Genomic DNA, 25,584 nt, shown 5'->3' with positions numbered 1-25,584 from the left:
CGGGAGCCCGCCCGGCAGCCGACCTGGCCGGGCACGGACGCCCGGACCTACCCGGCGGCCGTCACCAGCAGATCCGCCGCCCGCTCCCGCTCCCACATGCGCCGCAGCGGCCCGTCCACCACCACGAGGTCCGCGTACGCACCGCGCTGCACCACCCGGCCCGCGTCCAGGACGATCACCTCGTCCACCGCGTCGAGCCCGGCGAGCCGGTGCGTGATGAGCAGCGTCGTACGCCCCTCGGTGGCGGCGAGAAGATCGTCGGTGAGGGCGTCGGCGGTCGGCAGGTCGAGGTGTTCGGCAGGCTCGTCCAGGACGAGGACGGGGAAGTCGGCGAGCAGCGCGCGGGCAAGGGCGATGCGCTGACGCTGGCCTCCGGAGAGGCGGGCGCCGTGCTCGCCGACCAGGGTGTCGAGCCCTTCGGGGAGCGAGTCGGTCCACTCCCCGAGCCGGGCCCGCTCCAGGGCGCCGCGCAGTTCGTCGTCACCGGCGCCCTTCCGCGCGATGAGCAGGTTCTCGCGTACGGAGCTGTCGAAGATGTGCGCGTCCTGCGCGCAGAGCCCGACGAGTTCGCGCACGGTGTCGCCGTCCAGCGTGGCCGCGTCCGTACCGCCCAAGCTGTACGTTCCTCCGCTCGCCCCCAGGAAGCGCAGCAGCACCTGGGCGAGCGTCGTCTTGCCGGAACCCGAGGCCCCGACCACCGCGATGCGCCGTCCGCGCTCCAGCGTCAGACCGACGCCCGCGAGCGCGTCCCTGTCCTGTCCCTCGTACCGGGCGTGCAGCCCCTGGAGACGGAGCGGGAAAGGCGTCTGGGGGCGCTGTGCGGGGACAGCGGGCTCGGGGACGGGTTCGGGTGCGTCGAGGACCTCGTAGACGCGCTCGGCGCTCTTCCTGACGCGCTGGCGGTACTGCACGGCGAGCGGCAGACCGAGGACCGCCTCGAAAGCGGCGAGCGGGGTCAGGACGACGACGGCGAGCGCGACGCCGCTGAGCCGGCCGTCGTGCAGGGCCTGTACGCCGACGAGGGCGGCGGCGGCCACGGTGAGGCCGGAGAGGAGCGCGCCGAACCCGTCGCCGAGCGCGGTGGCCGTGGCGGTCCTGGACGCGATCCGGGTCAGCTCGGCATCGGCTTCCTTCGCCTTGGCCGTACGCCGGTTCAGCGCACCGGCGACCGTCAACTCCGCGGTGCCGGTGAGCAGGTCGGCCACGCGGGTGGCGAGCACTCCGCGCGCGGGGGCGAGCTTGCGCTCCGCCCGGCGGGCGACCGCTCCGGAGAGCAGCGGTACGCCCACTCCGGCGAGCAGCAGGCCCGCGGCGAGGACCGCGCCCGCTTCGGGCAGCAGCCAGGCGGTGAAGCCGACGGATCCGGCGCCCACCGCCGCTGCGGCCGACGCGGGGAGCAGCCAGCGCAGCCAGTAGTCCTGGAAGGCGTCCACATCGGCGACCAGGCGGGAGAGGAGGTCGCCGCGGCGGGTCTTCCTGAGCCCGGCAGGTGCGAGGCGCTCCAGGCGCCGGTAGACCGCCACGCGCGTGTCGGCCAGCATGCGCAGAACGGCGTCGTGCGAGACGAGGCGCTCCGCGTAGCGGAAGACGGCGCGGCCCATGCCGAAGGCGCGGGTCGCCGTCACGGCGATCATCAAGTACATCACCGGGGGCTGCTCGGACGCCCGGCTGATCAGCCATCCCGAGGTGGCCATCAGCCCTACGGAGCTGCCGATCGCGAGTGCGCCAAGGAGGAGGGCGAGCGCGAGCTTGCCCTTCCGGGCCTGTGCCGCACCCCGCACCCGGGCCAGCACCCCGGAACCCTTCCCGGCGCCCACCGCCGCATCGCCCGGCACCTCCGGGTGCCCCAAGAGCGCATCGTCCGCCGTCCGGCTGCCCGGCACGTCCAAGGCGCCCGACGGCTCATCGACCGCCGCTCGCGAGAGGGCCGACCCGTTCGACTCCGCCTGCCGAACACCCTCGGCCGAGGCATCAAGACGCACCACCCGATCCGCGACACCCAACAACGCGGGCCGGTGCACGACAAGGAGCACGGTCCGGCCCACAGCCAACCGCCGGACCGCCTCGACGACCCCCGCCTCGGTCTCCCCGTCCAGAGCCGCAGTCGGCTCGTCCAGCAGGACGACAGGCCGGTCGGCGAGGAACGCCCGCGCCAGGGCGAGCCGCTGCCGCTGCCCGGCGGACAGGCCGGTCCCGTCCTCCCCCAGTACGGTCTCCGCCCCGGCGGGCAGCACAGAGACGAACTCCCGGGCGCCCGCCGCCTCCAACGCGTCCCGCACGGAAGCATCGTCCGCATCCGGCCGGGCCAGCCTTACGTTCTCCGCGATGGAACCCGCGTACAAGTGCGGCCGCTGCGGCACCCACGCGATCCGCTCCCGCCACCGCTCCGGCGCGACCTCCGCCAGATCGACGCCCCCGACGCACACCCGCCCCTCGGCAGGCTCGACGAACCCGAGGATCACGTCAAGGAGGGTCGACTTGCCCACCCCGCTGGGCCCGACCAGTGCCACGGTCTCGCCGGGCTCCACCCCGAACGACACCCCGGAGACCGCGTCCGAGGACCGCCCCGGATACCGCACCGTCACGCCCTCCACGCTCAGCGCGCCGTCCGGCACCGCCTTCGTCCCGGCGGCCCGCACCGGAGCCTCAAGGACCTCGAAGATCTCCTCGGCGGCGGAGAGTCCCTCCGCCGCCGCGTGGTACTGCGCCCCCACCTGCCGCAGCGGCAGATACGCCTCCGGGGCCAGGATCAGGATGACCAGCCCCACATACAGATCCATGTCCCCGTGGACGAGCCGCATCCCGATCGTCACCGCGACCAGCGCCACCGACAGCGTCGCGAGCAGCTCCAGCGCGAACGACGACAGGAAGGCGATGCGCAGCGTGCGCATCGTCGCCTGCCGGTACTCACCGGTGATCTGCCGGATCGACTCGGCCTGCGCCTTCGCGCGCCCGAACACCTTCAGGGTGGGCAGGCCCGCCACGACGTCCAGGAAGTGCCCCGAAAGGCGGGACAGGAGACGCCACTGACGGTCCATCCGGTTCTGGGTGGCCATACCGATCAGGATCATGAAGACCGGGATCAGCGGCAGCGTCACGACGATGATCGCCGCGGACACCCAGTCCTCGGTGACGATCCTCGCGAGCACCGCCACCGGAACCACCACCGCGAGCCCCAACTGCGGCAGATAGCGCGAGAAGTAGTCGTCCAGGGCGTCCACACCCCGCGTCGCCAGCGAGACCAGCGAACCGGTCCGCTGTCCTCCCAGCCAACCGGGCCCCAGCGCACCCGCCCGCTCAAGGAGCCGCCCCCGCAGCTCCGACTTCACCGCCGCGCTCGCCCGGTGTGCGGCGAGCTCGGTCAGCCAGGCGACAAGGGCCCGCCCCACCGCGACCACCGCGAGCAGTACGAGCGGCGTCCCCAAGTCACCGAGGGCGAGCCCCTTCTGGAAGGCCCCGACCACGATCTCGGCGATGAGCATCGCCTGGGCGACGACCAATCCCGCCCCGGCGACGCCGAGGACCACCACCGCGACCAGGAAGAACCGGGTGGCGCGGGCGTACCGGAGCAGACGCGGATCGATTGGTTTCACGTGAAACACACCCTCCGAGGGACCGGGAGAGGACTGCAGAGGAACTGCCGGAAGAAGACTGCAGAGGAACTAGGAGCCCCAGGGGCCCGCGAACAGGAACTCAGTGCGCCGCATCCGCAATGTGCTGCGTCCCGATCCGCTTGCGGAACACCCAGTAGGTCCACGACTGGTAGAGCAGCACGATCGGCGTCGCGATGCCCGCGCACCAGGTCATGATCTTCAGGGTGTAGGGACTCGACGAGGCGTTGGTGACCGTGAGGTTCCACTCCTCGTTCAGCGACGACGGCATGACGTTCGGGAAGAGCGTGAGGAAAAGCATCGCGACAGCTGCCGCGATCGTGATCCCCGAGAGCGCGAACGACCAGCCCTCGCGCCCCGCCTTGATCGCCCCGATCGCACCGACAAGGGCGACCACGGCCACGACCATCGCGACCAGGCTCTTGCCGTCGCCGCTGTCCGCCTGCGTCCAGATCAGGAACCCGAGCGCCAGGACAGCGGTCACCAGGCCGAGCCTCAGCGCCAGCTTCCGCGCCCGCATCCGGATGTCGCCCACCGTCTTCAGCGAGGCGAACACCGCGCCGTGGAAGGTGAACAGCGTCAGGGTGACCAGGCCGCCCAGGATCGAGTACGGGTTGAGCAGGTCCCAGAAGTTGCCCACGTACTCCTTGTGGGCGTCGATCTTCACGCCGCGCGTGATGTTGGCGAAGGCCACGCCCCACATCACCGCCGGGATCAGCGAGGTCCAGAAGATGGCCTGCTCCCAGTTGCGCTGCCACTTCTCCTCGGGCCGCTTCGCCCGGTACTCGAAGGCGACACCGCGCACGATCAGGCAGAGCAGGATGATCAGAAGCGGCAGATAGAAGCCGGAGAAGAGCGTCGCGTACCACTCGGGGAAGGCCGCGAAGGTCGCACCGCCCGCCGTGAGCAGCCACACCTCGTTGCCGTCCCACACCGGACCGATGGTGTTGATGAGGACCCGCTTCTCGGTCCGGTCACGGGCGAGCAGCTTGGTGAGGACGCCGATGCCGAAGTCGAAGCCCTCCAGGAAGAAGTAGCCGATCCACAAAACGGCGATCAGCACGAACCAGACGTCGTGAAGTTCCATGTCGATCAACTCCCTCAGTACGAGAAGGCCATGGGCCGGTCGGCGTCTTCGTCACTGTCCGGGCCCGAGCCTGCTCCCGGGCCGCCGATCTTGGTGGGCGGGTTGAGATCGGCCTCGGTGAGCTCGGGCGGGCCCTGCTTGATGTACTTGAGCAGCAGCTTCACCTCGATCACGGCGAGGATGGCGTAGATCGCGGTGAACACGATCAGCGAGGTGATCACCTCACCCTGCGAAACCCCTGGTGAGACCCCGTCCTTGGTCTTCAGGACGCCGTAGACCACCCAGGGCTGACGTCCGGTCTCGGTGAAGATCCAGCCCCAGGCGGTGCCGATGAGGGGGAAGATCAGCGTCCACTGGGAGAGCCGCCACCACCAGTTGCCGAGCTTCGGCGTCAGCTCCTTGTTCTTGGTGAGCATGAGCTTGGGCACGTCGTCCTCGCCCGTGCGGTGCTCCGGAGCGAGCCAGAACTTCTTCCGCGTGAGGTAGAGCCCGGCGGTGCACAGGGCCATCGAGACCCCGCCGAAGCCGATCATCCAGCGGTAGGACCAGTAGGCGGTGGGGATGTTGGGGCGGTAGTCGCCGGGCCCGTACTTCTCCTGCGCTTCCTTGTTCAGGTCGTTGATGCCGGGGATCTCGGCGCTGAAGTTGTTCTTGGCGAGGAAGGACAGTATCCCGGGGATCTCGATGGCCACGTCGTTGTGTCCCTTGGACACATCGCCGTACGCGAAGAGCGAGAACGGCGCAGGCTTCTCCGACTCCCACAGGGCCTCGGCGGCCGACATCTTCATCGGCTGCTGCTCGTACATGACCTTGCCGAGGGTGTCGGCGCTGACCACGGTGAGCAGGGTGCCGACGAACGCGGTGATCAGGCCGAGCCGCATCGACATCCGCATGGTGCGGATGTGCCGCTTCTTGCGCAGGTGGAAGATCGCGATCCCGGTCATGAAGGCGCCGCCGACCAGGACGGCCGCAGAGATGACGTGGAAGAAGTTGACCAGCGTCGTCTCCTGGAAGAGCACCTTCGAGAAGTCGGTGAGCTCCGCGCGCTTGGTGCCGTCCCGCTCCACGATCTTGTAGCCGACCGGGTGCTGCATAAAGGCGTTGGCGGCGATGATGAAGTACGCCGACGCGATGGTCCCGACGGAGACGATCCAGATCGTGGCGCAGTGCAGCTTCTTCGGGAGCTTGTCCCAGCCGAAGATCCACAGGCCGATGAAGGTCGACTCGAAGAAGAACGCGATGAGCGCCTCGAAGGCCAGTGGCGCCCCGAAGATGTCACCGACGAAGCGCGAGTAGTCGGACCAGTTCATGCCGAACTGGAACTCCTGGACGATGCCGGTGACGACACCCATCGCGATGTTGATCAGGAACAGCTTTCCCCAGAACTTGGTCGCCCTGAGGTAGTGCTCCTTGCCCGTACGCACCCAGGCCGTCTCCAGGATCGCCGTGAGGGCGGCCAGCGAGATCGTCAGTGGAACGAACAGGAAGTGGTAGACGGTGGTGATGCCGAACTGCCATCGCGCCAATGTCTCGGGCGCTAGAGCCAGGTCCACGTCGACTTCTCCTTACGGCCGTGGTCACATCGGCAGTTTGCCCCTTTAATCCCACTGATCTTCGGAGGAACCGGGACACGCTTGTGAACGCGTTCACATTCACAAGCATTATGTCGTACCGGTTCGCAGCATCGACAGGGGGTCCCCCCTTACTGCCAGGAACCTCACACGGGCACAGCGAAGGGGGGCCGAGGACAGCGTCCCCGGCCCCCCTTCGTCACAGCGCTACAGCTCCTTGCGGAACGCCTCCGCCGCCTGCAGGAAGATGTCGTTGGCCTCGGTCTCCCCGATCGTGGCCCGCATCCCCTCGCCCGCGAACGGCCGCACGACCACGCCGGCCTTCTCGCACGCCGCCGCGAAGTCGGCCGTACGCTCCCCGAGCCGCAGCCACACGAAGTTCGCCTGCGTCTCGGGCACCGTCCAGCCCTGCCCGCGCAGCGCCTCGACCACCCGCGTGCGCTCGGCGACCAGCGAGCCGACGCGGCCCATCAGCTCGTCCTCGGCCCGCAGCGAGGCCACCGCCGCGTCCTGCGCGAGCTGGCTCACGCCGAACGGCACCGCCGTCTTGCGCAGCGCGGCGGCCACGGGCTCATGGGCGATCGCGAAGCCGACGCGCAGGCCCGCGAGGCCGTACGCCTTGGAGAACGTACGCAGCACGGCGACGTTCGGACGGTCGCGGTAGAGCTCGACACCGTCCGGCACCTCGGTGTCGCGGATGAACTCGCGGTAGGCCTCGTCGAGAACCACCAGGACATCGCTCGGCACCCGGTCGAGGAACCGTTCCAGCTCCGCCCTGCGCACCACCGTGCCGGTCGGGTTGTTCGGGTTGCAGACGAAGATCAGCCGCGTCCGCTCGGTGATGGCGTCGGCCATCGCGTCCAGGTCGTGGACGTCCTCCGACGTCAGCGGCACCTTCACCGACGTGGCACCGCTCACCTGCGTGATGATCGGGTACGCCTCGAAGGACCGCCAGGCGTAGATGACCTCGTCACCCGGGCCCGACGTGGCCTGCAGCAGCTGCTGCGCGACGCCGACGGAACCGGTGCCCGTCGCCACGTGCGAGACCGGCACCCCGAAACGGTCGGCGATCTCGCTCATCAGGCCGGTGCACGCCATGTCCGGGTAGCGGTTGAACGTACCCGCGGCGGCGAGCGCGCTCTCCATGACGCCCGGCAGAGGCGGGTAGGGGTTCTCGTTCGAGGACAGTTTGTAGGCCACCGGCCCATCGGACGCGGCAGGCTTCCCCGGCTTGTAGGTGGGGACACCCTCCAGCTCGGCACGCAGCCTCGGGCTTGTCTCGCTCACCGCAGTCCTCCTCTTGAAACACCGAACGCTCGGGCACTTGAACGCTTGGACACTTGAACGCCTGAACTACCTGACTTCAATACTCCTCACCTTATGAGGATTCAGCTCTGCTGCGAATGGGTCAGAGATATTCGCTCCGACAGGCGCGCAGAGAGGGGGGAGCGCTCCCCGCCCCCGTACGCGCCGGTGGCTCACTCCGTGGCGCGCATCACCCGTGAAGGTGAGTTGAGACCTCTTCGAGACCTCACCCATTCGGCAGACCTGTGCACGACAGCAATGGACCGCCCACCCCAGGGCCCCCCAACTCCCTTGCATTCCAAGGCCATTGTCCCGCTTTCGCCATGCAGAAACGTGCCTGTCAACGAGTGAATATGCGCCCGCACTACCCACCCCCATGAGCCCTACTATCGGCTCGCCATGACAGCAGCAGGGAACCATCAGGTCAGCCGAGCGGAGACCGCCCGCCGGGGCAACCGGCAGAGCCGAGCGGGCATCAGAGACGTCGCCGCCGCCGCCGGTGTCTCCATCACGACTGTCTCCGACGCGCTTAACGGCAAGGGGCGGCTCCCGGACGCCACCCGACGCCATGTCCGCGAGGTCGCCGAACGGCTGGGCTATCGCCCTTCCGCGGCGGCCCGAACGCTCCGTACCGGCAAGTCGGGCCTCATCGGCCTGACCGTGACGACCTACGGGGATGAACCTTTCACCTTCACCGAATTCGCGTACTTCGCGGAGATGGCCAGAGCCGCGACCTCGGCCGCGCTGGCCCGCGGCTACGCCCTTGTCATCCTGCCCGCCACCTCCCGACGCAGCCCCGTCGACGTGTGGTCGAACGTCGCGCTCGACGGCACCGTCGTCGTCGATCCGTCCGACCACGATCCCGTCGTCAGTGAACTCGTGCGCCAAGGCCTTCCCGTGGTGTCCGACGGCCGTCCTGCCAGGTCGCTGCCGGTCACCGCCTGGGTCGACAACGATCACGAAGCGGCGGTCCTTGAGATCCTCGAACACCTCGCGGCGGCCGGAGCCCGCCGCATCGGGCTTCTCACCGGGACCACCACAGACACGTACACCCACCTGTCCACGACCGCCTATCTACGCTGGTGCGAGCGCGTCGGCCAGGACCCGGTCTACGAGTCCTACCCGGCCCACGACCCGTGTGCCGGAGCGGTCGCGGCCGACCGGCTGCTCGCCAGACCCGACCGGCCCGACGCCGTCTACGGCCTCTTCGACCCGAACGGCACCGATCTCCTCGCGGCCGCCCGCCGGTACGGCCTGCGCGTCCCGGACGACCTGCTGCTCGTCTGCTGCAGCGAGTCCACCGTCTACGCCACCACCGAACCGCCCATCACCACGCTCTCCCTCAAACCGCGGCGCATCGGCACAGCCGTCGTCCAGTTGCTCATCGACGCCATCGAAGGCCTGGATTCGGGCCGGCCCGTCGAGCAGGTGATACCGACGGAGCTGATCGTGCGCACCTCGTCCGAGCGACGTCCACCGCGTACGACGGTCAGCCCACCCCGCTCGCCCGAACCGGGTTGAGCGGGCCGCTCCGCGGGGAGAACCCCCGTCAACCGGGCACTGCCCGGCACTGCCCGGTCGTGGACTGGGGGGAAACCCCTACCCAATTCGGGAGAAAACCTCGGTGAACTGGGGTTCAGCACTGATTCACCACCCCTGGTGCACCACACAGCGCGAGCCGCATTCCTATGATGGGCGGACGACACCGCGGGCCGCTGCGACCAGGCAGTCCGATCTCGGTGCAGATGCGGCGCAATGGTGGTGGAGGGGTCGATGACTCAGGGGGCCGGTCAGGGACCCGATGTGCGGACGGCGACGTTGCGCGACTTCCGCGTTCCGGCGTACGTCCATGAGGCCGGGCCGGTCCAGGGCGGCCCGGCGGACGGTCCGGCGGGCGCGGTGGTTCCGGGCGCCCCGGTGGAGGTCACCGGAGCGCCGGACGAGGGCTACACCCCCACCCAGCGCGACCTGCCGGTCATCAATCGCGGCGACACCGTGCAAGTGGAGGTGCAGGCCATGCCCGAGCCTCCGCAGGCGCCGACCGACGAACACGGTCCGCTGTTCGTCGTGGGCGATGTGCACGGCTATCTGGACGAGCTGCTCGCGGCCCTCCACGAGCAGGGCCTCATCGACGCCGACGGCGACTGGGCCGCGGGCAACGCGCGCCTGTGGTTCCTCGGCGACTTCACCGACCGCGGCCCGGACGGCATCGGCGTCATCGACCTCGTGATGCGCCTGTCCGCGCAGGCGGCGGCCGCAGGCGGCTACTGCAAGGCCCTGATGGGCAACCACGAGCTGCTCCTGCTCGGCGCCAAGCGCTTCGGCGACACCCCGGTCAACTCGGGCGCGGGCACGGCCACCTTCCAGGCCGCCTGGCTCCTGAACGGTGGCCAGAAGACCGACATGGAGCGCCTGGAGGACCACCATCTGCAGTGGATGGCCCGCCTCGACGCGATCGAGGCGGAGGACGGGCATCTCCTGATGCACTCCGACACGACCGCCTATCTGGATTACGGCGACTCGATCGAAGCCGTGAACGACACGGTCCGCGAGACCCTCACCCGCAACGACGCGGACGAGTGCTGGGACCTCTTCCGGAAGTTCACCAAGCGCTTCGCCTTCCGCGACGAATCGGGCCCCTCCGCCGTACGTGAGCTCCTCGACATGTACGGCGGCCATCGCGTCGTACATGGCCACAGCCCCATCCCGTATCTGCTCGGCGACGTCGGCTCCGAAGACGACTCGGACGGCGGCGGACCCGTCATCGAGGGACCGCACATCTACGCAGGCGGACTGGCCATCGCCATGGACGGCGGCGTGACCATGGCCGGAAAACTGCTGGTCTGCCAACTGCCCTTGGATAACTGAGCGTTCACAGGGCAGGTGCACCCCTACACGATCACGTGGGCCGACGGGTCAATTTCTGGAAACCCCCTGTCACCGCGTGCCGTCACGGCTCTACCATCGGCTTATCCGTAGCAGGCTCCCCTCCGTTTCTGCCCGACGGCTCGTAGCCATGCGAGCCCCAAGCCCTACGGAGCATCGGGGGATGCACATGACCAGCGCTCCACAACTGCTCAATGAGGACCGCCCCGAGTACGAGCGAATCCTCAATGAGGCGCTGCGCACCGCACCGAACCGTCCTGATCTCGCCGCAGTGGGCCAGCGGCTCAATCCCGAACAACTGCGCACGATGGCGCTGAACGCCACCGCGCTGATCACTGCCGCTGCCACGACCGAGTACACGCACTATGTGAAGGTCCGCGAAGAACTGCGCGAAAGCGGATCTGCCGCACCATCGATCCGTGAGCGGAGCCCCGAGGGTCCGGCGGAAGCCGGCTCCGGCGGCCTCGGTCTCGCCACCACGATGGGGGAGGTCACCGCCCAGGCTTCAGGGGCGGGGGCCATCGCCGTCGTCGCGGTGCTCGCACCGGTCCTCGCCGGGGCGGCCGCCGCGATCTTCCTGCTCGTCGGCTACATCCTGAAGATGCTCAACCCCGAGCCCGCCTTCGCGGACACCCTGCTCACCGCGGGATGGCTGTTCGGCGCGCTCACCGCCGGGGGCATCCTGGTCGCCGCTGTCGGCCTGCTCCTGACGGCCCTGCGCAACGGCTCCACCTCGCTCCAGGCCGGTTCGTACGGCGAACAGAGCGAGGAGGTGGCCCGCGCCAGGGAAGCCTGGGGCGAGGCACTCCTGGAGCACGGCCTCCTGCCGTTCCTGCGGGAGGCCCTGGCGGATCCGGGGACGGCGCACGCGGCTCGTACACCGACGGACCCGGGCGGCCGCATGCCCCACCTCGGCTATCACAGGCCGGGATTCAGCAGCCCGAGCGGCGGTCAGGCGACGGGATCCCGCCCGAGCTACTCGAGCCCGGACTTCTCAAGCCCGGACTTCGGCGGGCCGGATCACAAGCCGGAGTAGTGCATGACGCTGCTTCGGGCGGGCGGGCGGACGCGATCTCCGCCCGTCCGCCCGAAGCACGGCGTGTACCGCTGTACTGCTGTACCGCTGCTCAGTCGGCGATCGGCAGATACACGCGGTTTCCGGCTGCCGCGAACTCCTTGGACTTCTGCTCCATGCCCTCCTCGATCTCATCCCGCGTGCCGCCGTGCTCACGCCGGATGTCGTGCGAGATCTTCATGCTGCAGAACTTCGGCCCGCACATCGAGCAGAAGTGCGCCGTCTTCGCGGGCTCCGCAGGCAGCGTCTCGTCGTGGAACTCCCGTGCCGTGACGGGGTCGAGGGCCAGGTTGAACTGGTCCTCCCAGCGGAACTCGAAACGCGCGTCCGAGAGCGCGTCGTCCCAGTCCTGTGCGCCCGGGTGCCCCTTGGCGAGGTCTGCCGCGTGGGCCGCGATCTTGTACGTGATCACGCCGGTCTTCACGTCGTCGCGGTTGGGCAGGCCCAGGTGCTCCTTGGGCGTGACGTAGCAGAGCATCGCCGTGCCCCACCAGCCGATCATCGCGGCGCCGATGCCGGAGGTGATGTGGTCGTACGCGGGTGCGATGTCGGTGGTCAGCGGGCCGAGCGTGTAGAACGGCGCCTCCTCGCAGATCTCCTGCTGAAGGTCGATGTTCTCCTTGATCTTGTGCATCGGGACGTGGCCCGGGCCCTCGATCATGGTCTGTACGTTGTGACGCTTGGCGATCGTGTTGAGTTCCCCGAGCGTGCGCAACTCGGCGAACTGCGCCTCGTCGTTGGCGTCCGCGATCGAGCCAGGGCGCAGACCGTCGCCGAGCGAGTACGTCACGTCGTACGACGCGAGGATCTCGCAGAGCTCCTCGAAGTTCTCGTAGAGGAAGCTCTCCTTGTGGTGCGCGAGACACCAGGCCGCCATGATCGAGCCGCCGCGCGAGACGATGCCGGTCTTGCGGTTGGCGGTCAGCGGGACGTACGGAAGGCGCACGCCCGCGTGCACCGTCATGTAGTCCACGCCCTGTTCGGCCTGCTCGATGACCGTGTCCTTGTAGATCTCCCAGGTCAGCGCCTCGGCCTGGCCGTCGACCTTCTCCAGTGCCTGGTAGAGCGGCACGGTGCCGATGGGGACGGGGGAGTTGCGCAGGACCCACTCGCGGGTGGTGTGGATGTTGCGCCCGGTGGACAGGTCCATGACCGTGTCGGCGCCCCACTTGGTCGCCCAGGTCATCTTGTCCACCTCCTCCTCGATGGAGGAGGTGACCGCGGAGTTTCCGATGTTGGCGTTGACCTTCACCAGGAACTTCTTGCCGATGATCATCGGCTCGATCTCCGGGTGGTTGACGTTGGCGGGGATGACCGCGCGACCCGCGGCGACCTCCGCGCGCACGACCTCGGGGTCGAGGTTCTCGCGGATCCCGATGAACTCCATCTCGGGCGTGATCTCACCCCGGCGGGCGTACGCGAGCTGCGTCACCGCCTGTCCTTCGCGGCCCCGGCGCGGCTGGCGGGGGCGGCCGGGGAAGACCGCGTCGAGGTTCTTCAGGCCTCCGCGCGGCGAGGTGTGCTTGATGCCGTCGTCCTCGGGGCGTGGCGGGCGGCCCGTGTACTCCTCGGTGTCGCCGCGGGCGATGATCCAGTTCTCGCGCAGCGGCGCGAGGCCCCTGCGGACGTCGGTGTCGATGGACTCGTCGGTGTACGGCCCCGAAGTGTCGTACAGGGTCACGGCCTTGCCGTTGGTGAGGTGCACCTGGCGGACCGGCACCCGCAGGTCGGGGCGTGAGCCCTCGACATACGCCTTGTGCCAGCCGATGGACTTCCCGGCCTCGTCGCTCTGGTTCTGCGTCGAGGCAGGCGTGCGTGCGTCCGATGTGGTCATGAGACCTACTCCCTACGCCGGCATTACCCGGTAACAGGTTCGGCGGTCGACGCAGCGGATCCCGTACGGCTCGTGCACTTTTCGTGCCGCTTCGTACGGAGGTCAGCGCCCTCTCAGCCCGGTGCTCCGAGCTCCCGCGATTGCAAAGGTGACTCCACGCTAGCGCCCCGTCGGGCGCGCTGACCAGAGGGCCCCCTCCGTTCTTGCGATGATCGGGCAGTGACCACCACAGAGCCGCCGTCCCAGCCGCCCGCCCCGAACGTGCCGCCGGACCCGCACGGGCACTCCCACAGCCACGGTCCTGCCGCGCCCGTCTCCAAGCATCTGCGCAAGGTCATCGCCGCCGTGCTGATTCCTTTCGCCACGGCGGTCGTCGTGGGGCTCGCGGTGTTCTGGCCCGGTGGCGCGCCGTCCCATGAGCGCACCGGAGTCGGCTTCGACCGCCAGACCCAGTCGGGCGAGGTCGCGAAGCTTCAGGAGCTCCCCTGCAAGGACGTGAACGCCTCGCAGACCCCGCCCAACGGCGACACCTCCACCGCCGAGGGGCAGTCCGCGGAGTCCCGCGCGAAGGGCGTCTGCAAGAAGGCGACGATCGAGGTGACCAGCGGCAAGGACAAGGGCCGCACCTTCACCGAGATCGTCCAGCCGGACTCACCACGGCAGTTGCGCCAGGGCCAGAAGGTGGTGGTCGCCTATGAGCCCACGGCCCCCGAGGAGTTGCAGTACTCGGTCACCGATGTGAACCGGAAGTTCCCCATGGCGCTGCTCGCCGGGATCTTCGCGCTCGCCGTCGTCGTGGTGGGACGGCTGCGCGGCCTCATGGCCCTCATCGCCCTGGCGTTGAGCTTCCTGGTCCTGACGTTCTTCATCCTGCCCGCGATCCTGCAGGGCTCGAATCCGCTGGTCGTGGCGGTGATCGGGGCCAGCGCCATCATGCTGATCGCGCTCTATCTGTGCCACGGCCTCACGGCGCGTACGTCGGTGGCGGTCCTCGGCACGCTGATCTCTCTGCTCCTCATCGGGCTCCTCGGTTCGCTCTTCATCGGCTGGGCGTCGCTGAGCGGCAACACGGACGACAACACCGGCCTGATCCATGGCCTGTACCCGTCCATCGACATGAGCGGTCTGCTCCTCGCCGGCGTCATCATCGGCTCGCTCGGCGTGCTCGACGACGTGACGGTGACGCAGACGTCCGCGGTCTGGGAACTGCACCAGGCCAACCCCACGATGGGCTGGCGCGGTCTGTACGGCGCGGCCATCCGCATCGGCCGCGATCACATCGCCTCAGTCGTCAACACCCTGGTCCTGGCCTACGCGGGCGCCGCACTGCCTCTGCTGCTGCTCTTCTCGATCGCGCAGAGCAGCGTGGGCACGGTGGCCAACAGCGAACTGGTGGCCGAGGAGATCGTGCGCACCCTGGTCGGTTCGATCGGCCTGGTCGCCTCGGTGCCGGTGACGACCGCGCTCGCGGCCCTGGTGGTCTCGGCCGACCGGTCGACCCCCGCGGGCGGGACGGGGAGCGCGGCGCACCCGGGCACCGCGGGCCGACCGGGAAGCGGTGCCACCCCGGCCGCCAAGCAGACGCGCGGCGGAAGGGGCCGACGCCGCAAGGCCTGAGCCGCCGATGCCTTGAGCCGCCGACATCCTGCGCCGCCGATACGCCGCACTACCGTTACGCTGCACCGCCGATGCCATGAAATGCACCAAAATGCCGTGCGGATTCGCTCATCGGTTCACGAGATCAACCCGCGCTCTGCTCCTCGGCGAGGATCCGGTCCAGCGCTTCGTCCAGGTGGGTCTCGAAGTCGGCGAGTGCCCGCTCCTGCCCCAGCGGCACCAGCTTGTCCGTACGGTCCAGGAAGGCGAGCAGCGGCGGGATGCCCACCCGGAACAGCGCCTGGTCCGCACCGACCTGAAGCCTGATGAGCACCTCGTCGAGCAGCTCGGGATCGGTGGGCTCGATGTGCACATCACCTTCGCCGCACGCCTCACCCACCCCGTCGACCAGCAACTCACGCCCGAAGGCCCAGGTGACGGGAGCGTCGCCGGGGAGGTGGAAGGTCAGCCGGACGGCGTAGGGATCGCCGGTCTCGTAACGCAGCTCCACCGGGATGCGAAACGACAGCTCCTCGGAAACGAGGAAGCTCATCATGACCTCTGCCTGGACCGACTCTCGCATCGCCCGCCTACCCCGTCGCTAAAGCTCGACTGGCCAGGAACCAACTCCCTGACACTCATGGCATCTTGCTTAACGTACACATCAGATCACAAGGAGTGAGTTTTCAGATGCTGATAGAGAAAGCAAGTGTCCCCAGCAGCCTGCCGATCTCGTGCTGCAACCGCTCAGCCGCAGGCAGCAGCCGATCCGCTTGATAGGCCGGAACGGAAATCGCCATCGTCGCCGCAGTGTTACCCGCAGTGATCGGAATCGCGGCGCAGACCGTTCCCAGCGCGTACTCCTGCCGCTCGATCACCGGCTTCATCCGGCCCATTCCGTCCAGTCGGCGCAGGAAACTCCGGTCGTCACGGACCGAGTACCGAGTGATCGACCGCACCGGATATCGGGAGATGTGGTCCTGCCGCTGTTCGTCGTCGAGTTGGGCGAGCAGACACTGCCCGATCGCATGGGCGTGTCCCGTCTCACGAAAGTCCGCCCACTCCTCCACAGCGGGATTCCCGGGCGTGTCCGCGACGGCCACGACCTCGATCTCCCCCTCGCGGTACAAGGCGAAATACACCGGTACGCCGATGGCGTCGCGCCAGTGCTCCAGGGCCTCACCGATCATGCCGCGACGATTCTGCTGCGCCCCGCTCGCACTCAGCCGCTCGGCCGCCTCGCCGAGCACGAACACGCCCTTGTCCCGGGACAGATATCCCTCGTGCGTCAGCGTGCGCAGCAGGTGATAGGCCGTGGGCAGCGCGAGCCCGGCCTCCCGGGCCAACTGCTTCGCCGGCGCCCCCTCCTGATGCGCGGAGGCCGCTTCCAGCAGCCGCATCGCCCGCTGCACCGAGCCAATGAGAGTGGGCGCGGTGGCAGTTGATGCCGTGACGGTCGGTGATGCCTCGTGCGGAGGGTCGCTGGACGAGACGTCGGCGGGTGTGGTGTCAACCGTGGCCAAGGTTCACTCCCGAAGCGCTTGGGGGTTCCGCCCGTGCCGGGGATACACGGGTGGGAGCGCAGTGCGCCCGTGCGCGAGGCTCGCCCCGCGTCGGTTTTCGGACTCTAACCGGTGGCCACCGGCCTAAGGCACCGCACCAGGAAACTTCCCCCACCCGAGCGAACTGTTGCCAGAAGTCACCAACGCGAAGAGGCCGAGCCGGATATGAACTTCCGTACGACGTAAATGAGTCCACCCACCAGGGCCACGAAAAGCAGTGCCTTGAACAACAGCCCGACCACGAATCCCACAACGGTCGCTATCAGACCGCCGAACACGACCAGGGCGATGACCGGAACCGCGATCCACTTCACCCACCACGGCAATCCCGAGAAGATCTCCTGCGCTGCCATCGTCCTTACCTCTCTCTGCATCTGTCGTACTTCTTGCATTCGATGCTAGGGCGGCGAAGGGCCCAACGGGGGCCTCGCATCCCTTGCCCTCCCCTGATCCTCCCCCTAGGGAATCCCGAGGTCGCAGCCCGGAGAAGTCAAACTTCCGGCGTAGAGGATCGGTCGGCCCACAGGGCGGGGAGGAGCAGCCTTCCAGCGGGGGACATCAGCCTTCTGGCGGCGAGAAGACGACAAGCACCCGCAGGTCCTCGCTGATGTGGTGGAACTTGTGGGCGACCCCGGCCGGCACGTACACCACACTGCCGCGCGCGACCTGGGTGGTCTCCATGCCGACCGTGATCGACGCCCGACCGCTGACGATCATGTACACCTCGTCCTGCTGGTGAGGCTGCTGCGGATCGGACTCCCCTGCATCGAGCGCGTACAGCCCGACCGACATGTTCCGCTCGCGCAGAAACTGCAGATACGCACCGTCGTTCGCGGCCCGCTCCGTCTCCAGTTCATCAAGCCGGAATGCCTTCATCGTCCTCGTACGCCCCTTGCCCCAACTAGCGAACCGGCCGCTCTGGCCGTCCGTCTGCAACGATCAGACCATGAAGAATTTCGTAGTCAAGACGATCGCCAACGCGGCGGCCCTGGCCGTCGCCGTGTGGCTCCTCGACAAGATCACCCTGACCGGCGACAGCACGGGCAAGAAGACGCTCACGCTGATCGTCGTCGCGCTGCTCTTCGGCCTGGTGAACTTCCTGGTCAAGCCGATCGTGAAGGTCCTTACCTTCCCGTTGTTCATCCTGACCCTGGGCCTGATCACGCTCGTGGTCAATGCCCTGATGCTGCTGCTCACCTCGTGGCTGGCCGACAAGTTCGACGTGAGTTTCCACGTCGAGGGGTTCTGGACCGCCGTCCTGGGCGGCCTGATCATCTCGATCGTGTCCTGGGCGATGAACGTCGTCCTGCCCGACGACAACGACTGAGCCCGCCCCATGACCTTCTCCGTGTGCTTCGTCTGCACCGGCAACATCTGCCGGTCCCCCATGGCCGAGTCCGTCTTCCGCGCCCGCGTCGACGAGGACGGACTCGGCGGGCTCGTCCGGGTGGACAGCGCGGGCACCGACGGCTGGCACGAGGGGGACGGAGCCGATCCGCGCACCGTCTCCGTCCTGACAGCGGCCGGCTATGAGAGCAGTCACATCGCGCGCCGTTTCCAGGTCTCCTGGTTCTCACGGCTCGACCTGGTGATCGCCCTGGACTCCGGCCATCTGCGGACCCTGCGACGCCTCGCGCCCACGCCCGCCGACGCGGACAAGGTGCGGCTGCTGCGCTCGTACGACCCCGTGGCCGTGGGCCTGGGCGACCTGGACGTCCCCGACCCTTACTACGGGGACGACGACGGGTTCGAGATGTGCCTGAGAATGGTGGAGGCGGCGAGCGACGGTCTGCTCGACGCAGTACGAGAAGCAAGGGAAGGGCGGGCGGCATGACGGACTCCGCAGCGATGGCCGCAAGTACCGGAGCGGGAACAGGCACCGGGCTCGGCGACGGCACCAGAGCGGTGCGGGCCGGCCTCCCCGAACCCGTGAAACACGAGCCGACCCTTCCCGGCCCGGTGTTCGCCGCGCACTTCCACCTGCCGGGCGATCCCACCGGGCCGTACACCTACGGACGGGACGACAACCCGACCTGGACTCTTCTCGAACAGGCCATCGGCGAGCTCGAGGCACCGGGGGAGAGTCCGGCTGAGGGTTCGGGCGAGGGGAGTGGCGAGACCCCCGGTACAGATGCGCCAGGGACAGCTGTCGAGACCCTGGTCTTCGCCTCCGGGATGGCTGCCATCTCGGCGGTGCTCTTCTCGCAGCTGCGCGCCGGTGACGCGGTGGTCCTGCCGAACGACGGCTATCAGGCGCTGCCCCTGGTCAGGGAGCAGCTCACCGCGTACGGCATCGAGGTGCGCACCGCCCCGACCGGCGGCGACGCCCAGCTCGACGTCCTGGACGGCGCCAAGCTGCTGTGGATCGAGACGCCGTCGAACCCGGGCCTCGACGTGTGCGACGTACGGCGCCTCGCCGACGCGGCACACGCGCGTGGAGCCCTGGTCGCGGTCGACAACACCCTGGCCACACCGCTCGGCCAGCGCCCCCTCGAACTCGGCGCGGACTTCTCCGTGGCCAGCGGCACCAAGATGCTCACCGGCCACGGCGACATCCTCCTTGGGTACGTCGCCTGCCGCGACGCGGAGCTGACGGCGTCCGTGCGGCGCTGGCGCAAGATCGTCGGAGCCATCCCGGGGCCGATGGAGGCCTGGCTTGCGCACCGCTCGCTCGCCACGCTCCAGCTGCGCGCCGAGCGCCAGAACGCCAACGCCCTGGCCGTGGCCCAGGCGCTGGGCGACCGCGGTGAGGTGACCGGCCTCCGCTATCCCGGCCTTCCGGACGACCCCTCGTACAAGATCGCCTCGCAGCAGATGCGGCGCTTCGGGTGTGTCGTCTCCTTCACGCTGCCCTCACGCGCGCGCGGCGACCGCTTCCTCGACGCGCTGCGCCTGGTGGACGACGCGACGAGTTTCGGCGGCGTGCGTTCCACCGCCGAGCGGCGTGGCCGCTGGGGCGGTGACGCCGTCGCGGAGGGCTTCATCCGCCTCTCCGCCGGGTCCGAGGACACCGAAGACCTGGTCGCGGACGTGCTGCGCGCGCTGGACGAGTCGGCGGACCGACAGCCCTGAGGGCGTGCGGACCGCTTCCGGCTAGTACCCGCTAGTAGCGGACCTACGTACAACGAACGGTCCGAGCCTCCCCCCTCGTGGCTCGGACCGTCCCGGTTCTGCGCGCGAAGAACCGCGCGCACAAGGCTAGTTGACTCTGTGTCAGTGTCCAATCACAGTAGCGACAGAGGCCTATCGACATATTTATAGTTGGGCGCGGCCCAAGGGCCGGGAGTGGAGGACACCGCCGTGGACCTGGCTCTGCTGCGCACGTTCGTGACCGTGCACCGGGCCGGCTCCTTCACTCGCGCGGCTGCCCTGCTCGGCCTGTCGCAGCCCGCCGTGACCTCGCAGATACGCACCCTCGAGCGGCAGCTGGGGCGCCCCCTGTTCCTGCGTCAGGCGCGCGGTGTGACCCCCACGACCATCGGGGACGAGCTCGCCCACAAGGCCGCGCCGCATCTCGACGCCCTCGTGGAGATCGCCGAGACCGGACTCGAAGAGGACTCCTCGGTACGCACCCTCCACCTCGCGGGACCTCCGGAGTTCACCGCGGCCCGCGCGTTACCCGCTCTCACCACGCTGACCGGGCAGGACGGACAGGGCTTCGCGCTGCGTGCCTCGTTCGGCAACGCGGAGGAGGTCCTCGAAGGGCTCTCCGCAGGGCACCACGACCTGGCCATCACCACCGTCCGACCGCGCGGCACTCTGCTCACCGCGACGCCTCTCTGCGACGAGGAGCACGTCCTGGTCGCAGGGCCTCGCTGGGCCGACCACATCGGCCTCGGCAGGCTGCGCCGCAAGGGCGCGGCCGCGCTGGAGAACCTGCCGGTGGTGGAAGTGCATGAGTCGCTGCCGCTGGTCGCCCGCTACTGGGCCGCCGTCTTCGACACCCGTCCGGCGGCATCGGGCGCCGTCATTGTGCCTGACCTGCGGGCGGTACTCGCCTGCGTCTCCGCCGAGGCTGGGCTCGCCGTGCTGCCGCGTTATCTGTGTGCGCCCGCCCTGAAGAGTGGCGAGGTCGTGGCCCTGCTGGACCCGGCAGTGCCCCCGCTGCGCACGTATTTCCTGGCCGTGCGCACCGGCACACTCGCGATGCCGCATATAGCGCGGGCGCACGAGTGGCTGCTGCGCGCTGCCGTCGACTGGGCTTGAGCAGGACTCCGGCTGGTTCGCGATGTTTCACGTGGAACAGTCCGGGCCACATTCCTCCCATGACCGTCCGACCCGTGGTCAAGCGCACCGCACGCGCCGTCCTGCTCGACGGCGACGACCTGGTCCTGATCAAGCGAACCAAACCCGGCGTCGATCCCTACTGGCTCACCCCCGGTGGCGGCGTGGAGCCGGAGGACACGACCGTCGTCGAAGCGCTCCATAGAGAGCTGCACGAGGAACTCGGCGCCAAGATCTCCGATGTGGTGCCGTGCTTCGTGGACACCGTCGAGCACATCGGCGAGGACGCCAGTGCGACCGGCGTCAAAGTGCAGCACTTCTTCGTCTGCCGCCTGGAGTCCATGGACCTCTCACTGCGACACGGCCCCGAGGTGGAGGAGCCCTGCGGCGAGTACGAGATCGTCCACGTTCCCTTCACCCGGGTCGGAATCGCCACGGTCCATCTCGTACCGCTGTCGCTGCGGCACTATCTGGACGGCAACATCGAGGGCGTTCGCGCCATGCATGCCCCTGATCTGGGCTGACCTGCGCTCCTGGGCTGGCCTGCTCTCCTGGGGCTGACCTGCGCTCCTGGGCTGGGCCTCAGTCGGACGCCGTCACCAGTTCTTCCACGGAGTCGTGACGGATCCGGCCGACCGGGATGCCGACGTCCCGCAGTGCGTCCACGCCGCTGCGGATCATGCCGGGCGGGCCCGAGAGGTAGGCGTCGTACTCGTTCCAGGGGCCGTACTCACGCACGGCGTGCGGGAATTGGGCGTGATCGTCGACGACCGGGCGGACCGAGAGCCACGGGTGGGTCTGCTGGAGGCGCAACATGGTGTCGATGTCGTACAGGTCGTGGTCGGTGCGGGCTCCGTAGAAGACCTCGACCGGGCGCCGTTCGCCGTGCTCGGCGACGTCCTCGACAAGCGCCTTGATGGGGGCGATCCCGGTGCCGCCGCCCAGGCAGAGCAAGCCGCTGTCGGTGGTGTGGTCGACGGTCATCGAACCGGCGGGCGCGCCGAGGCGCAGGACGTCTCCCGGCCGCGCGTGGTGCACCAGGGCGTTGGAGACCCAGCCCGCCGGGACGGCCTTCACATGGAATGACAGCAGACCGTCGGAGCGCGGGGCCGACGCGAACGAGTAGTGCCGCCAGATCCGCGGCCACCAGGGCGTCTCCAGGCTCGTGTACTGGCCTGCCAGGAAGGGATACGGCTGGTCGGGGCGGACCGTGACGACAGCGATGTCAGGCGTCCTGAGGTCGTGCGAGACGACCTCGGCCAACCACCAGGCGGGAGCACGCAGTTCATCCGCGGCGGCCGCGTCGATCATGATCTGGGAGATCGTCGTGTACGTCCGCACCCAGGCGGCCTCGGTCTCCTCGTCCCAGACCGCGCTCGCGTACCGGCTGAGCGAGCCGATCAGGCACTCACCGACGGCCGGATAGTGCTCGGGCCGGGTGCCGTACTTGCGGTGTCCGCGGCCGAGGTTCTTCAGATACGCGGTGAGGACGTCGGCGTGGTCGATGTGTTCGGCCGCGGTCAGCAGCGCCTTGAGCAGCCGGTCACGCTGGGTGTCCATCGCGGCGGGGAACAGGGGGCGCAGATCGGGGTGCCGCGTGAAGAGCAGCGCGTAGAAGTACGAGGTGACCTTGTCGGAGACAGGGCCTATTTCAGCCATCGTGCGCTGGACGCGGACCGCGTCGGGGGAGCCGTTGGGGGAGAACTTCGGCTCGGGCCGCGACTGTTCCTGCGTCTGTTCCTGCGTCTGCGGTTCGGGCTGCCTCTGCGGGGCCGGATGCCCCTGAGCGAACTGCTGCCGTGGTTCCGGTACGCGCTCGGAGCGCGGCTCGGGACGTGATGCGGAGGCCTGGGTGGCGCGCTGCGCCGCGTTCGGAGCGGGCGCGGGTTCTGCTGCCCCCCGGGCGGCCGGTATTCGCTCCTCGGCCGTGTCATCGGGTTCCGGCGCGGGGTGTTCCTTAGCGGACGTGGGTGCGGCTGCGCCGGACCTGCCCAGTGGACGTATGGCGGACACCCGGCGCCCCTCGGCCGTCTCGGGCTCCCCGCCTTCGGGCCGTGCCGCCTCGCCGCCCTCCGACGGCTTCGGCGCCTTGCGTGGAGTGAACCAGCCGCCTCCACCGCCGCTGTCGCCGGAAGTGCCGTTACCCGCCGACGTGGTGGTCGGAGCGTCCATGCTGTGCCTCGCCTCGAACATCTCTCAGTCGGTCCGTGCACTTCCCTGAAGGAAGCCGCTTGCTTTCCCCGCTCTGCCTCGGCAGCCAATGTGGCCACATTGAACCTCGAATTACCGGACCCTACGGACAAGTAGGTGGAAAATGTGACATTGCCCGCAGTCATCTCCCCGCAGCGTCCCATCCCCCACCGTCACGCCGGTCGCATAACGGAAAGTTCAGGTCTTCGATCTCCTCGCCCCGTTAGGGTGCGTTGACCTCCGCCCACGCCCCCAGGGGTGCGCTGAGATGCACCCGGCCCAAACCGGACTCGACCATACCGGCAGCCGTCCGGCGCACAAGTCCTGCCGTGCTTCACCAGGAATTCAGCGGTCGACGCCTGCCAATTGACCCAATTCCCCGGTGCAGCGCACCAATTCATACGCCTTCCGCAGATCCCGCCCGACATAAGAGTGGGTAGCGAGCCCAACCAGCCGCTGATCCGCATTGACGGCGACCGAAACAGGCACGGCCCCGAACAGATCCAGGTCCGAGAGCGAGTCGCCATAAGCGACACAATCGGACCACCTCACCCCGAACTCTTCACAGATCCGTTGCGCGATCTTCACCTTGGCCGCGGCGTTGAGGATGCCCGTCGGGTTCACCGGCTCGGTGAACGGCACGGAGGGGAAACGCGACCCGTGCGCGGCATGCGCGCCCCAGCCGAGCAGCCGCTCCACGAAGAACGACGGCGACAGCGAGATCACCGCGCAGTAGTCCCCGCTCTCCCGGATCTCGGCCCAGGTCTCCCGGATCCCCATCAGCCACGGAGCCCCCTCGAAAGCTGCTGTGACCTGTGCGTCCGTGAGGTCCGCCCACAGCGCGTGCACACGCACCGCGTACTGGGGCGAGTCGATCCGCCCCGCCACGAAGTCTCGTTCCAGCTCCGTGATCTCCGCTTCGAGGCCGAGCTGTCGCGAGATCTCCACGGGGGCTGCCGTGCCGTGCAGCAGCGTTCCGTCCAGATCGAAGAAGTGAAGGCGTGCCATGTACGCCGAGGCTAGTACCCACGGCTACTCCCGCTGTCAGACGCCTTCGGCCGCCGCTCCCGGCACCGTGTTTCACGTGAAACTAAGCCGCCCCGCTCGCCGGGCCACCCTCGTCGTCCATGTCACCGCCGCCGCAGGCTGGCTCGGGCTCGCGCTCGGCCTGCTCGCGCTCGCCCTCGCGGCCAACACCACGGACTCCGCCTCGACCACCGAAGCCGCCGCCCGATCCATGAAGCTCTTCGCGGACTGGCTGGTGCTCCCGCTCGCCCTGCTCACCCTGCTGAGCGGTCTGCTGCTGTCCCTCGGAACTCCTTGGGGGCTCGCCAAGCACCGCTGGATCTACACGAAGTTCTGGCTGACCCTGGCCACCACCGCCGCGTCGGCCCTCGCACTGCGTCCAGGCATCAACGACACAGTCGCCACCGTGTCCGCGGGGCATTCAGTGGCGAACCCGACCGGCCTGATCGCCGGCCCCGTCGTCTCCCTGAGCGCCTATCTCTTCATGACGGTCATCTCCGTACTCAAGCCCTGGGGCCTGACCCGCCGTGGCCGGAAGCCGCGTGGCCGAAACCCACGTGCTTCTGCCCACAAACCGGTGGACGCCAAGGACATGCGTCAGACAGCCTGACCCGAGTGTCGACACCTTCCCTCTCCGCACTGCCCATCCGCCGGCTGACCCTCCGTGACCTCACCGCCTGCGCCGACCTGTCGCAGGATCGTGGCTGGCCACGCGAGGAACACAAATGGGGGCTACTGCTCTCGGCTGGTACGGGCTACGGCATCGACGACCCGGACGGCGACGGCCTCATCGCCGCCTGTGTAGTGACCCAATACGGACCCCAGGAGCGCCCCGGCCTCGGAGCGATCGGCATGGTTCTCGTCGCCGAGCGGCACGCCCGCAAAGGTCTCGGGCGCCGACTGACGCGGTACGTCGTCGAGAGCGCGGGCACCACCCCGGTCACCCTCCACGCGACGCCCAACGGCCGCCCTCTGTACGAACAGCTCGGATTCAAGACCACCGGTAGCGCCGAGATGGTCTACGGCACGTTCACCCCCGGCGGCCCACTGCCGGATGTCACCACCCGTCCTGCGACCGCGGAGGACCTGCCTGCCATCGTCCGTCTCGACACCGAGGTCTTCGGCCTCGACCGCACGCACGTACTCACCCGGCTTCCCGCCTTCGTCGACCAGCTGAGGGTCGCGGAGGCCGACGGCACGATCACCGGCTACGCGGGTGCCTGGCCGAACATGGAGACCCATGTCATCGGCCCGCTGATCGCCCGGGACACGCAGACGGCACAGGCCTTGATCGCCTCGCTCGCCGCGGGCTCGGACCGGCCGCTGCGCACCGACATCGACGTACGCCATGAGGAGCTGCTGGCCTGGGTGAAGGAGCGCGGCCTCGCGCCCATCGCCTTCAACACCGTGATGACGTACGGCGTCCCCGAGCTCCCCGGCGACTGGACCCGCCGTTTCGCACCGCTGACGGTCGCGGCCGGCTGACCGCACACAGAGGCCCGCCCTCAAGTGCCGGATACTTCCGGGCGCTTGAGGGCGGGCCTTCGTCATGCCCTCGCGCGGTGGCCTACTGCTCCTCGCGTGGTGGCGTACTGCCCTTCGCGCGGTGGCGTACTG

22 protein-coding genes are annotated in these 25,584 nt (G+C 68.8%); 11 read left to right on the top strand and 11 right to left on the bottom strand.

Translation table 11 applies throughout. The features are described 5' to 3' along the window. Positions 1-47: 47 nt before the first annotated feature. From cydD to hisC, 4 genes are all read right to left on the bottom strand, one after another. A complete protein-coding gene (cydD, locus tag ACZ5CR_RS21595; RefSeq protein WP_468859734.1) occupies positions 48-3,593 on the bottom strand; it encodes a thiol reductant ABC exporter subunit CydD in 3,546 nt (1,181 codons plus the stop codon). 100 nt (positions 3,594-3,693) lie between these two features. Then, a complete protein-coding gene (gene cydB, locus ACZ5CR_RS21590; RefSeq protein WP_468859733.1) occupies positions 3,694-4,698 on the bottom strand; it encodes a cytochrome d ubiquinol oxidase subunit II in 1,005 nt (334 codons plus the stop codon). Positions 4,699-4,712: 14 nt separating this feature from the next. Further along, positions 4,713-6,251 carry a cytochrome ubiquinol oxidase subunit I gene (locus ACZ5CR_RS21585; protein WP_468859731.1) on the bottom strand — a complete coding sequence of 513 codons (1,539 nt, stop codon included), beginning with the start codon at positions 6,249-6,251 and terminating at the stop codon, positions 4,713-4,715. A 225-nt stretch (positions 6,252-6,476) separates the two neighbouring features. Continuing rightward, positions 6,477-7,556 (bottom strand): histidinol-phosphate transaminase, encoded by a 1,080-nt coding sequence (gene hisC / locus ACZ5CR_RS21580; protein WP_468859729.1) that lies wholly within the window; start codon positions 7,554-7,556, stop codon positions 6,477-6,479. Between the two features lie 417 nt (positions 7,557-7,973). Here hisC and ACZ5CR_RS21575 point away from each other — a divergent pair, with 417 nt between their 5' ends. The 3 genes from ACZ5CR_RS21575 to ACZ5CR_RS21565 all read left to right on the top strand — a co-directional run bounded on the left by ACZ5CR_RS21575 (position 7,974) and on the right by ACZ5CR_RS21565 (position 11,496). Beyond that, positions 7,974-9,095: a LacI family DNA-binding transcriptional regulator gene (locus tag ACZ5CR_RS21575; RefSeq protein WP_453540436.1), complete on the top strand. Its 1,122-nt coding sequence runs from the start codon at positions 7,974-7,976 to the stop codon at positions 9,093-9,095. 237 nt (positions 9,096-9,332) lie between these two features. Beyond that, positions 9,333-10,442, top strand: coding sequence for a metallophosphoesterase (locus tag ACZ5CR_RS21570; protein ID WP_468859961.1), 1,110 nt, complete (start codon positions 9,333-9,335; stop codon positions 10,440-10,442). 181 nt (positions 10,443-10,623) lie between these two features. Continuing rightward, entirely contained in the window at positions 10,624-11,496 is an 873-nt protein-coding gene (locus tag ACZ5CR_RS21565; protein WP_468859727.1) for a hypothetical protein, read from the top strand. 91 nt (positions 11,497-11,587) lie between these two features. Here the strand turns inward: ACZ5CR_RS21565 and thiC are convergent, their stop codons facing one another. Beyond that, a complete protein-coding gene (gene thiC, locus ACZ5CR_RS21560; protein WP_468859725.1) occupies positions 11,588-13,369 on the bottom strand; it encodes a phosphomethylpyrimidine synthase ThiC in 1,782 nt (593 codons plus the stop codon). A 219-nt stretch (positions 13,370-13,588) separates the two neighbouring features. Between thiC and ACZ5CR_RS21555 the strand changes: the two genes are divergently transcribed. Beyond that, the gene (locus ACZ5CR_RS21555; RefSeq protein WP_468859723.1) at positions 13,589-14,986 is read left to right on the top strand and encodes a YibE/F family protein; all 1,398 of its coding nucleotides are present in this window, start codon (positions 13,589-13,591) and stop codon (positions 14,984-14,986) included. A 124-nt stretch (positions 14,987-15,110) separates the two neighbouring features. Here the strand turns inward: ACZ5CR_RS21555 and ACZ5CR_RS21550 are convergent, their stop codons facing one another. The 4 genes from ACZ5CR_RS21550 to ACZ5CR_RS21535 form a co-directional block, all read right to left on the bottom strand. Next, a complete protein-coding gene (locus ACZ5CR_RS21550) occupies positions 15,111-15,548 on the bottom strand; it encodes an SsgA family sporulation/cell division regulator (protein WP_453540425.1) in 438 nt (145 codons plus the stop codon). A gap of 103 nt (positions 15,549-15,651) precedes the next feature. Then, positions 15,652-16,377 (bottom strand): IclR family transcriptional regulator, encoded by a 726-nt coding sequence (locus ACZ5CR_RS21545; protein WP_468859959.1) that lies wholly within the window; start codon positions 16,375-16,377, stop codon positions 15,652-15,654. A 287-nt stretch (positions 16,378-16,664) separates the two neighbouring features. After that, positions 16,665-16,880 (bottom strand): DUF5326 family protein, encoded by a 216-nt coding sequence (locus ACZ5CR_RS21540; protein ID WP_453540422.1) that lies wholly within the window; start codon positions 16,878-16,880, stop codon positions 16,665-16,667. Positions 16,881-17,085: 205 nt separating this feature from the next. After that, the gene (locus tag ACZ5CR_RS21535) at positions 17,086-17,403 is read right to left on the bottom strand and encodes a cupin domain-containing protein (protein WP_160506069.1); all 318 of its coding nucleotides are present in this window, start codon (positions 17,401-17,403) and stop codon (positions 17,086-17,088) included. Positions 17,404-17,473: 70 nt separating this feature from the next. Here ACZ5CR_RS21535 and ACZ5CR_RS21530 point away from each other — a divergent pair, with 70 nt between their 5' ends. The 5 genes from ACZ5CR_RS21530 (at position 17,474) to ACZ5CR_RS21510 (ending at position 21,275) form a co-directional block, all read left to right on the top strand. Beyond that, positions 17,474-17,854, top strand: a complete 381-nt coding sequence (locus ACZ5CR_RS21530; protein WP_468859720.1) for a phage holin family protein — start codon at positions 17,474-17,476, stop codon at positions 17,852-17,854. A gap of 9 nt (positions 17,855-17,863) precedes the next feature. After that, positions 17,864-18,361, top strand: coding sequence for a low molecular weight protein-tyrosine-phosphatase (locus tag ACZ5CR_RS21525; protein WP_468859718.1), 498 nt, complete (start codon positions 17,864-17,866; stop codon positions 18,359-18,361). Then, on the top strand, positions 18,358-19,599 hold the full coding sequence (locus tag ACZ5CR_RS21520; protein ID WP_468859716.1) for a cystathionine gamma-lyase: 1,242 nt from the start codon (positions 18,358-18,360) through the stop codon (positions 19,597-19,599). Before ACZ5CR_RS21525 ends, ACZ5CR_RS21520 begins: the two co-directional genes overlap by 4 nt. Before the next feature lie 228 nt (positions 19,600-19,827). Beyond that, on the top strand, positions 19,828-20,733 hold the full coding sequence (locus ACZ5CR_RS21515) for a LysR family transcriptional regulator (RefSeq protein ID WP_468859957.1): 906 nt from the start codon (positions 19,828-19,830) through the stop codon (positions 20,731-20,733). Between the two features lie 59 nt (positions 20,734-20,792). Beyond that, positions 20,793-21,275, top strand: a complete 483-nt coding sequence (locus ACZ5CR_RS21510; protein WP_468859714.1) for an NUDIX domain-containing protein — start codon at positions 20,793-20,795, stop codon at positions 21,273-21,275. A gap of 58 nt (positions 21,276-21,333) precedes the next feature. Here the strand turns inward: ACZ5CR_RS21510 and ACZ5CR_RS21505 are convergent, their stop codons facing one another. Both ACZ5CR_RS21505 and ACZ5CR_RS21500 read right to left on the bottom strand, forming a co-directional pair. After that, on the bottom strand, positions 21,334-22,923 hold the full coding sequence (locus ACZ5CR_RS21505) for a globin domain-containing protein (RefSeq protein ID WP_468859712.1): 1,590 nt from the start codon (positions 22,921-22,923) through the stop codon (positions 21,334-21,336). Between the two features lie 363 nt (positions 22,924-23,286). Then, complete coding sequence (locus tag ACZ5CR_RS21500; protein WP_468859710.1) at positions 23,287-23,949, bottom strand: HAD family hydrolase; 663 nt, start codon at positions 23,947-23,949, stop codon at positions 23,287-23,289. Between the two features lie 76 nt (positions 23,950-24,025). Between ACZ5CR_RS21500 and ACZ5CR_RS21495 the strand changes: the two genes are divergently transcribed. Together ACZ5CR_RS21495 and ACZ5CR_RS21490 are read left to right on the top strand one after the other, a co-directional pair. Continuing rightward, on the top strand, positions 24,026-24,577 hold the full coding sequence (locus ACZ5CR_RS21495; protein WP_468859708.1) for a DUF2269 domain-containing protein: 552 nt from the start codon (positions 24,026-24,028) through the stop codon (positions 24,575-24,577). 5 nt (positions 24,578-24,582) lie between these two features. Next, positions 24,583-25,452 (top strand): GNAT family N-acetyltransferase, encoded by an 870-nt coding sequence (locus tag ACZ5CR_RS21490; protein ID WP_468859706.1) that lies wholly within the window; start codon positions 24,583-24,585, stop codon positions 25,450-25,452. Positions 25,453-25,584 lie beyond the last annotated feature (132 nt).

It is taken from the genome of Streptomyces sp. NPDC031274, assembly GCF_055570235.1.
This window is presented reverse-complemented; position numbering and strand designations above follow the sequence as displayed.

Excerpts from the sequence above, each read along its gene's own strand:
- cydB (WP_468859733.1), bottom strand. The coding sequence starts at position 4,698 with ATGGAACTTCACGACGTCTGGTTCGTGCTGATCGCCGTTTTGTGGATC.
- ACZ5CR_RS21575 (WP_453540436.1), top strand. The coding sequence starts at position 7,974 with ATGACAGCAGCAGGGAACCATCAGGTCAGCCGAGCGGAGACCGCCCGC.
- ACZ5CR_RS21565 (WP_468859727.1), top strand. The coding sequence starts at position 10,624 with ATGCACATGACCAGCGCTCCACAACTGCTCAATGAGGACCGCCCCGAG.
- thiC (WP_468859725.1), bottom strand. The coding sequence starts at position 13,369 with ATGACCACATCGGACGCACGCACGCCTGCCTCGACGCAGAACCAGAGC.
- ACZ5CR_RS21550 (WP_453540425.1), bottom strand. The coding sequence starts at position 15,548 with ATGCGAGAGTCGGTCCAGGCAGAGGTCATGATGAGCTTCCTCGTTTCC.
- ACZ5CR_RS21540 (WP_453540422.1), bottom strand. The coding sequence starts at position 16,880 with ATGGCAGCGCAGGAGATCTTCTCGGGATTGCCGTGGTGGGTGAAGTGG.
- ACZ5CR_RS21535 (WP_160506069.1), bottom strand. The coding sequence starts at position 17,403 with ATGAAGGCATTCCGGCTTGATGAACTGGAGACGGAGCGGGCCGCGAAC.
- ACZ5CR_RS21530 (WP_468859720.1), top strand. The coding sequence starts at position 17,474 with ATGAAGAATTTCGTAGTCAAGACGATCGCCAACGCGGCGGCCCTGGCC.
- ACZ5CR_RS21525 (WP_468859718.1), top strand. The coding sequence starts at position 17,864 with ATGACCTTCTCCGTGTGCTTCGTCTGCACCGGCAACATCTGCCGGTCC.
- ACZ5CR_RS21520 (WP_468859716.1), top strand. The coding sequence starts at position 18,358 with ATGACGGACTCCGCAGCGATGGCCGCAAGTACCGGAGCGGGAACAGGC.
- ACZ5CR_RS21510 (WP_468859714.1), top strand. The coding sequence starts at position 20,793 with ATGACCGTCCGACCCGTGGTCAAGCGCACCGCACGCGCCGTCCTGCTC.
- ACZ5CR_RS21505 (WP_468859712.1), bottom strand. The coding sequence starts at position 22,923 with ATGGACGCTCCGACCACCACGTCGGCGGGTAACGGCACTTCCGGCGAC.
- ACZ5CR_RS21500 (WP_468859710.1), bottom strand. The coding sequence starts at position 23,949 with ATGGCACGCCTTCACTTCTTCGATCTGGACGGAACGCTGCTGCACGGC.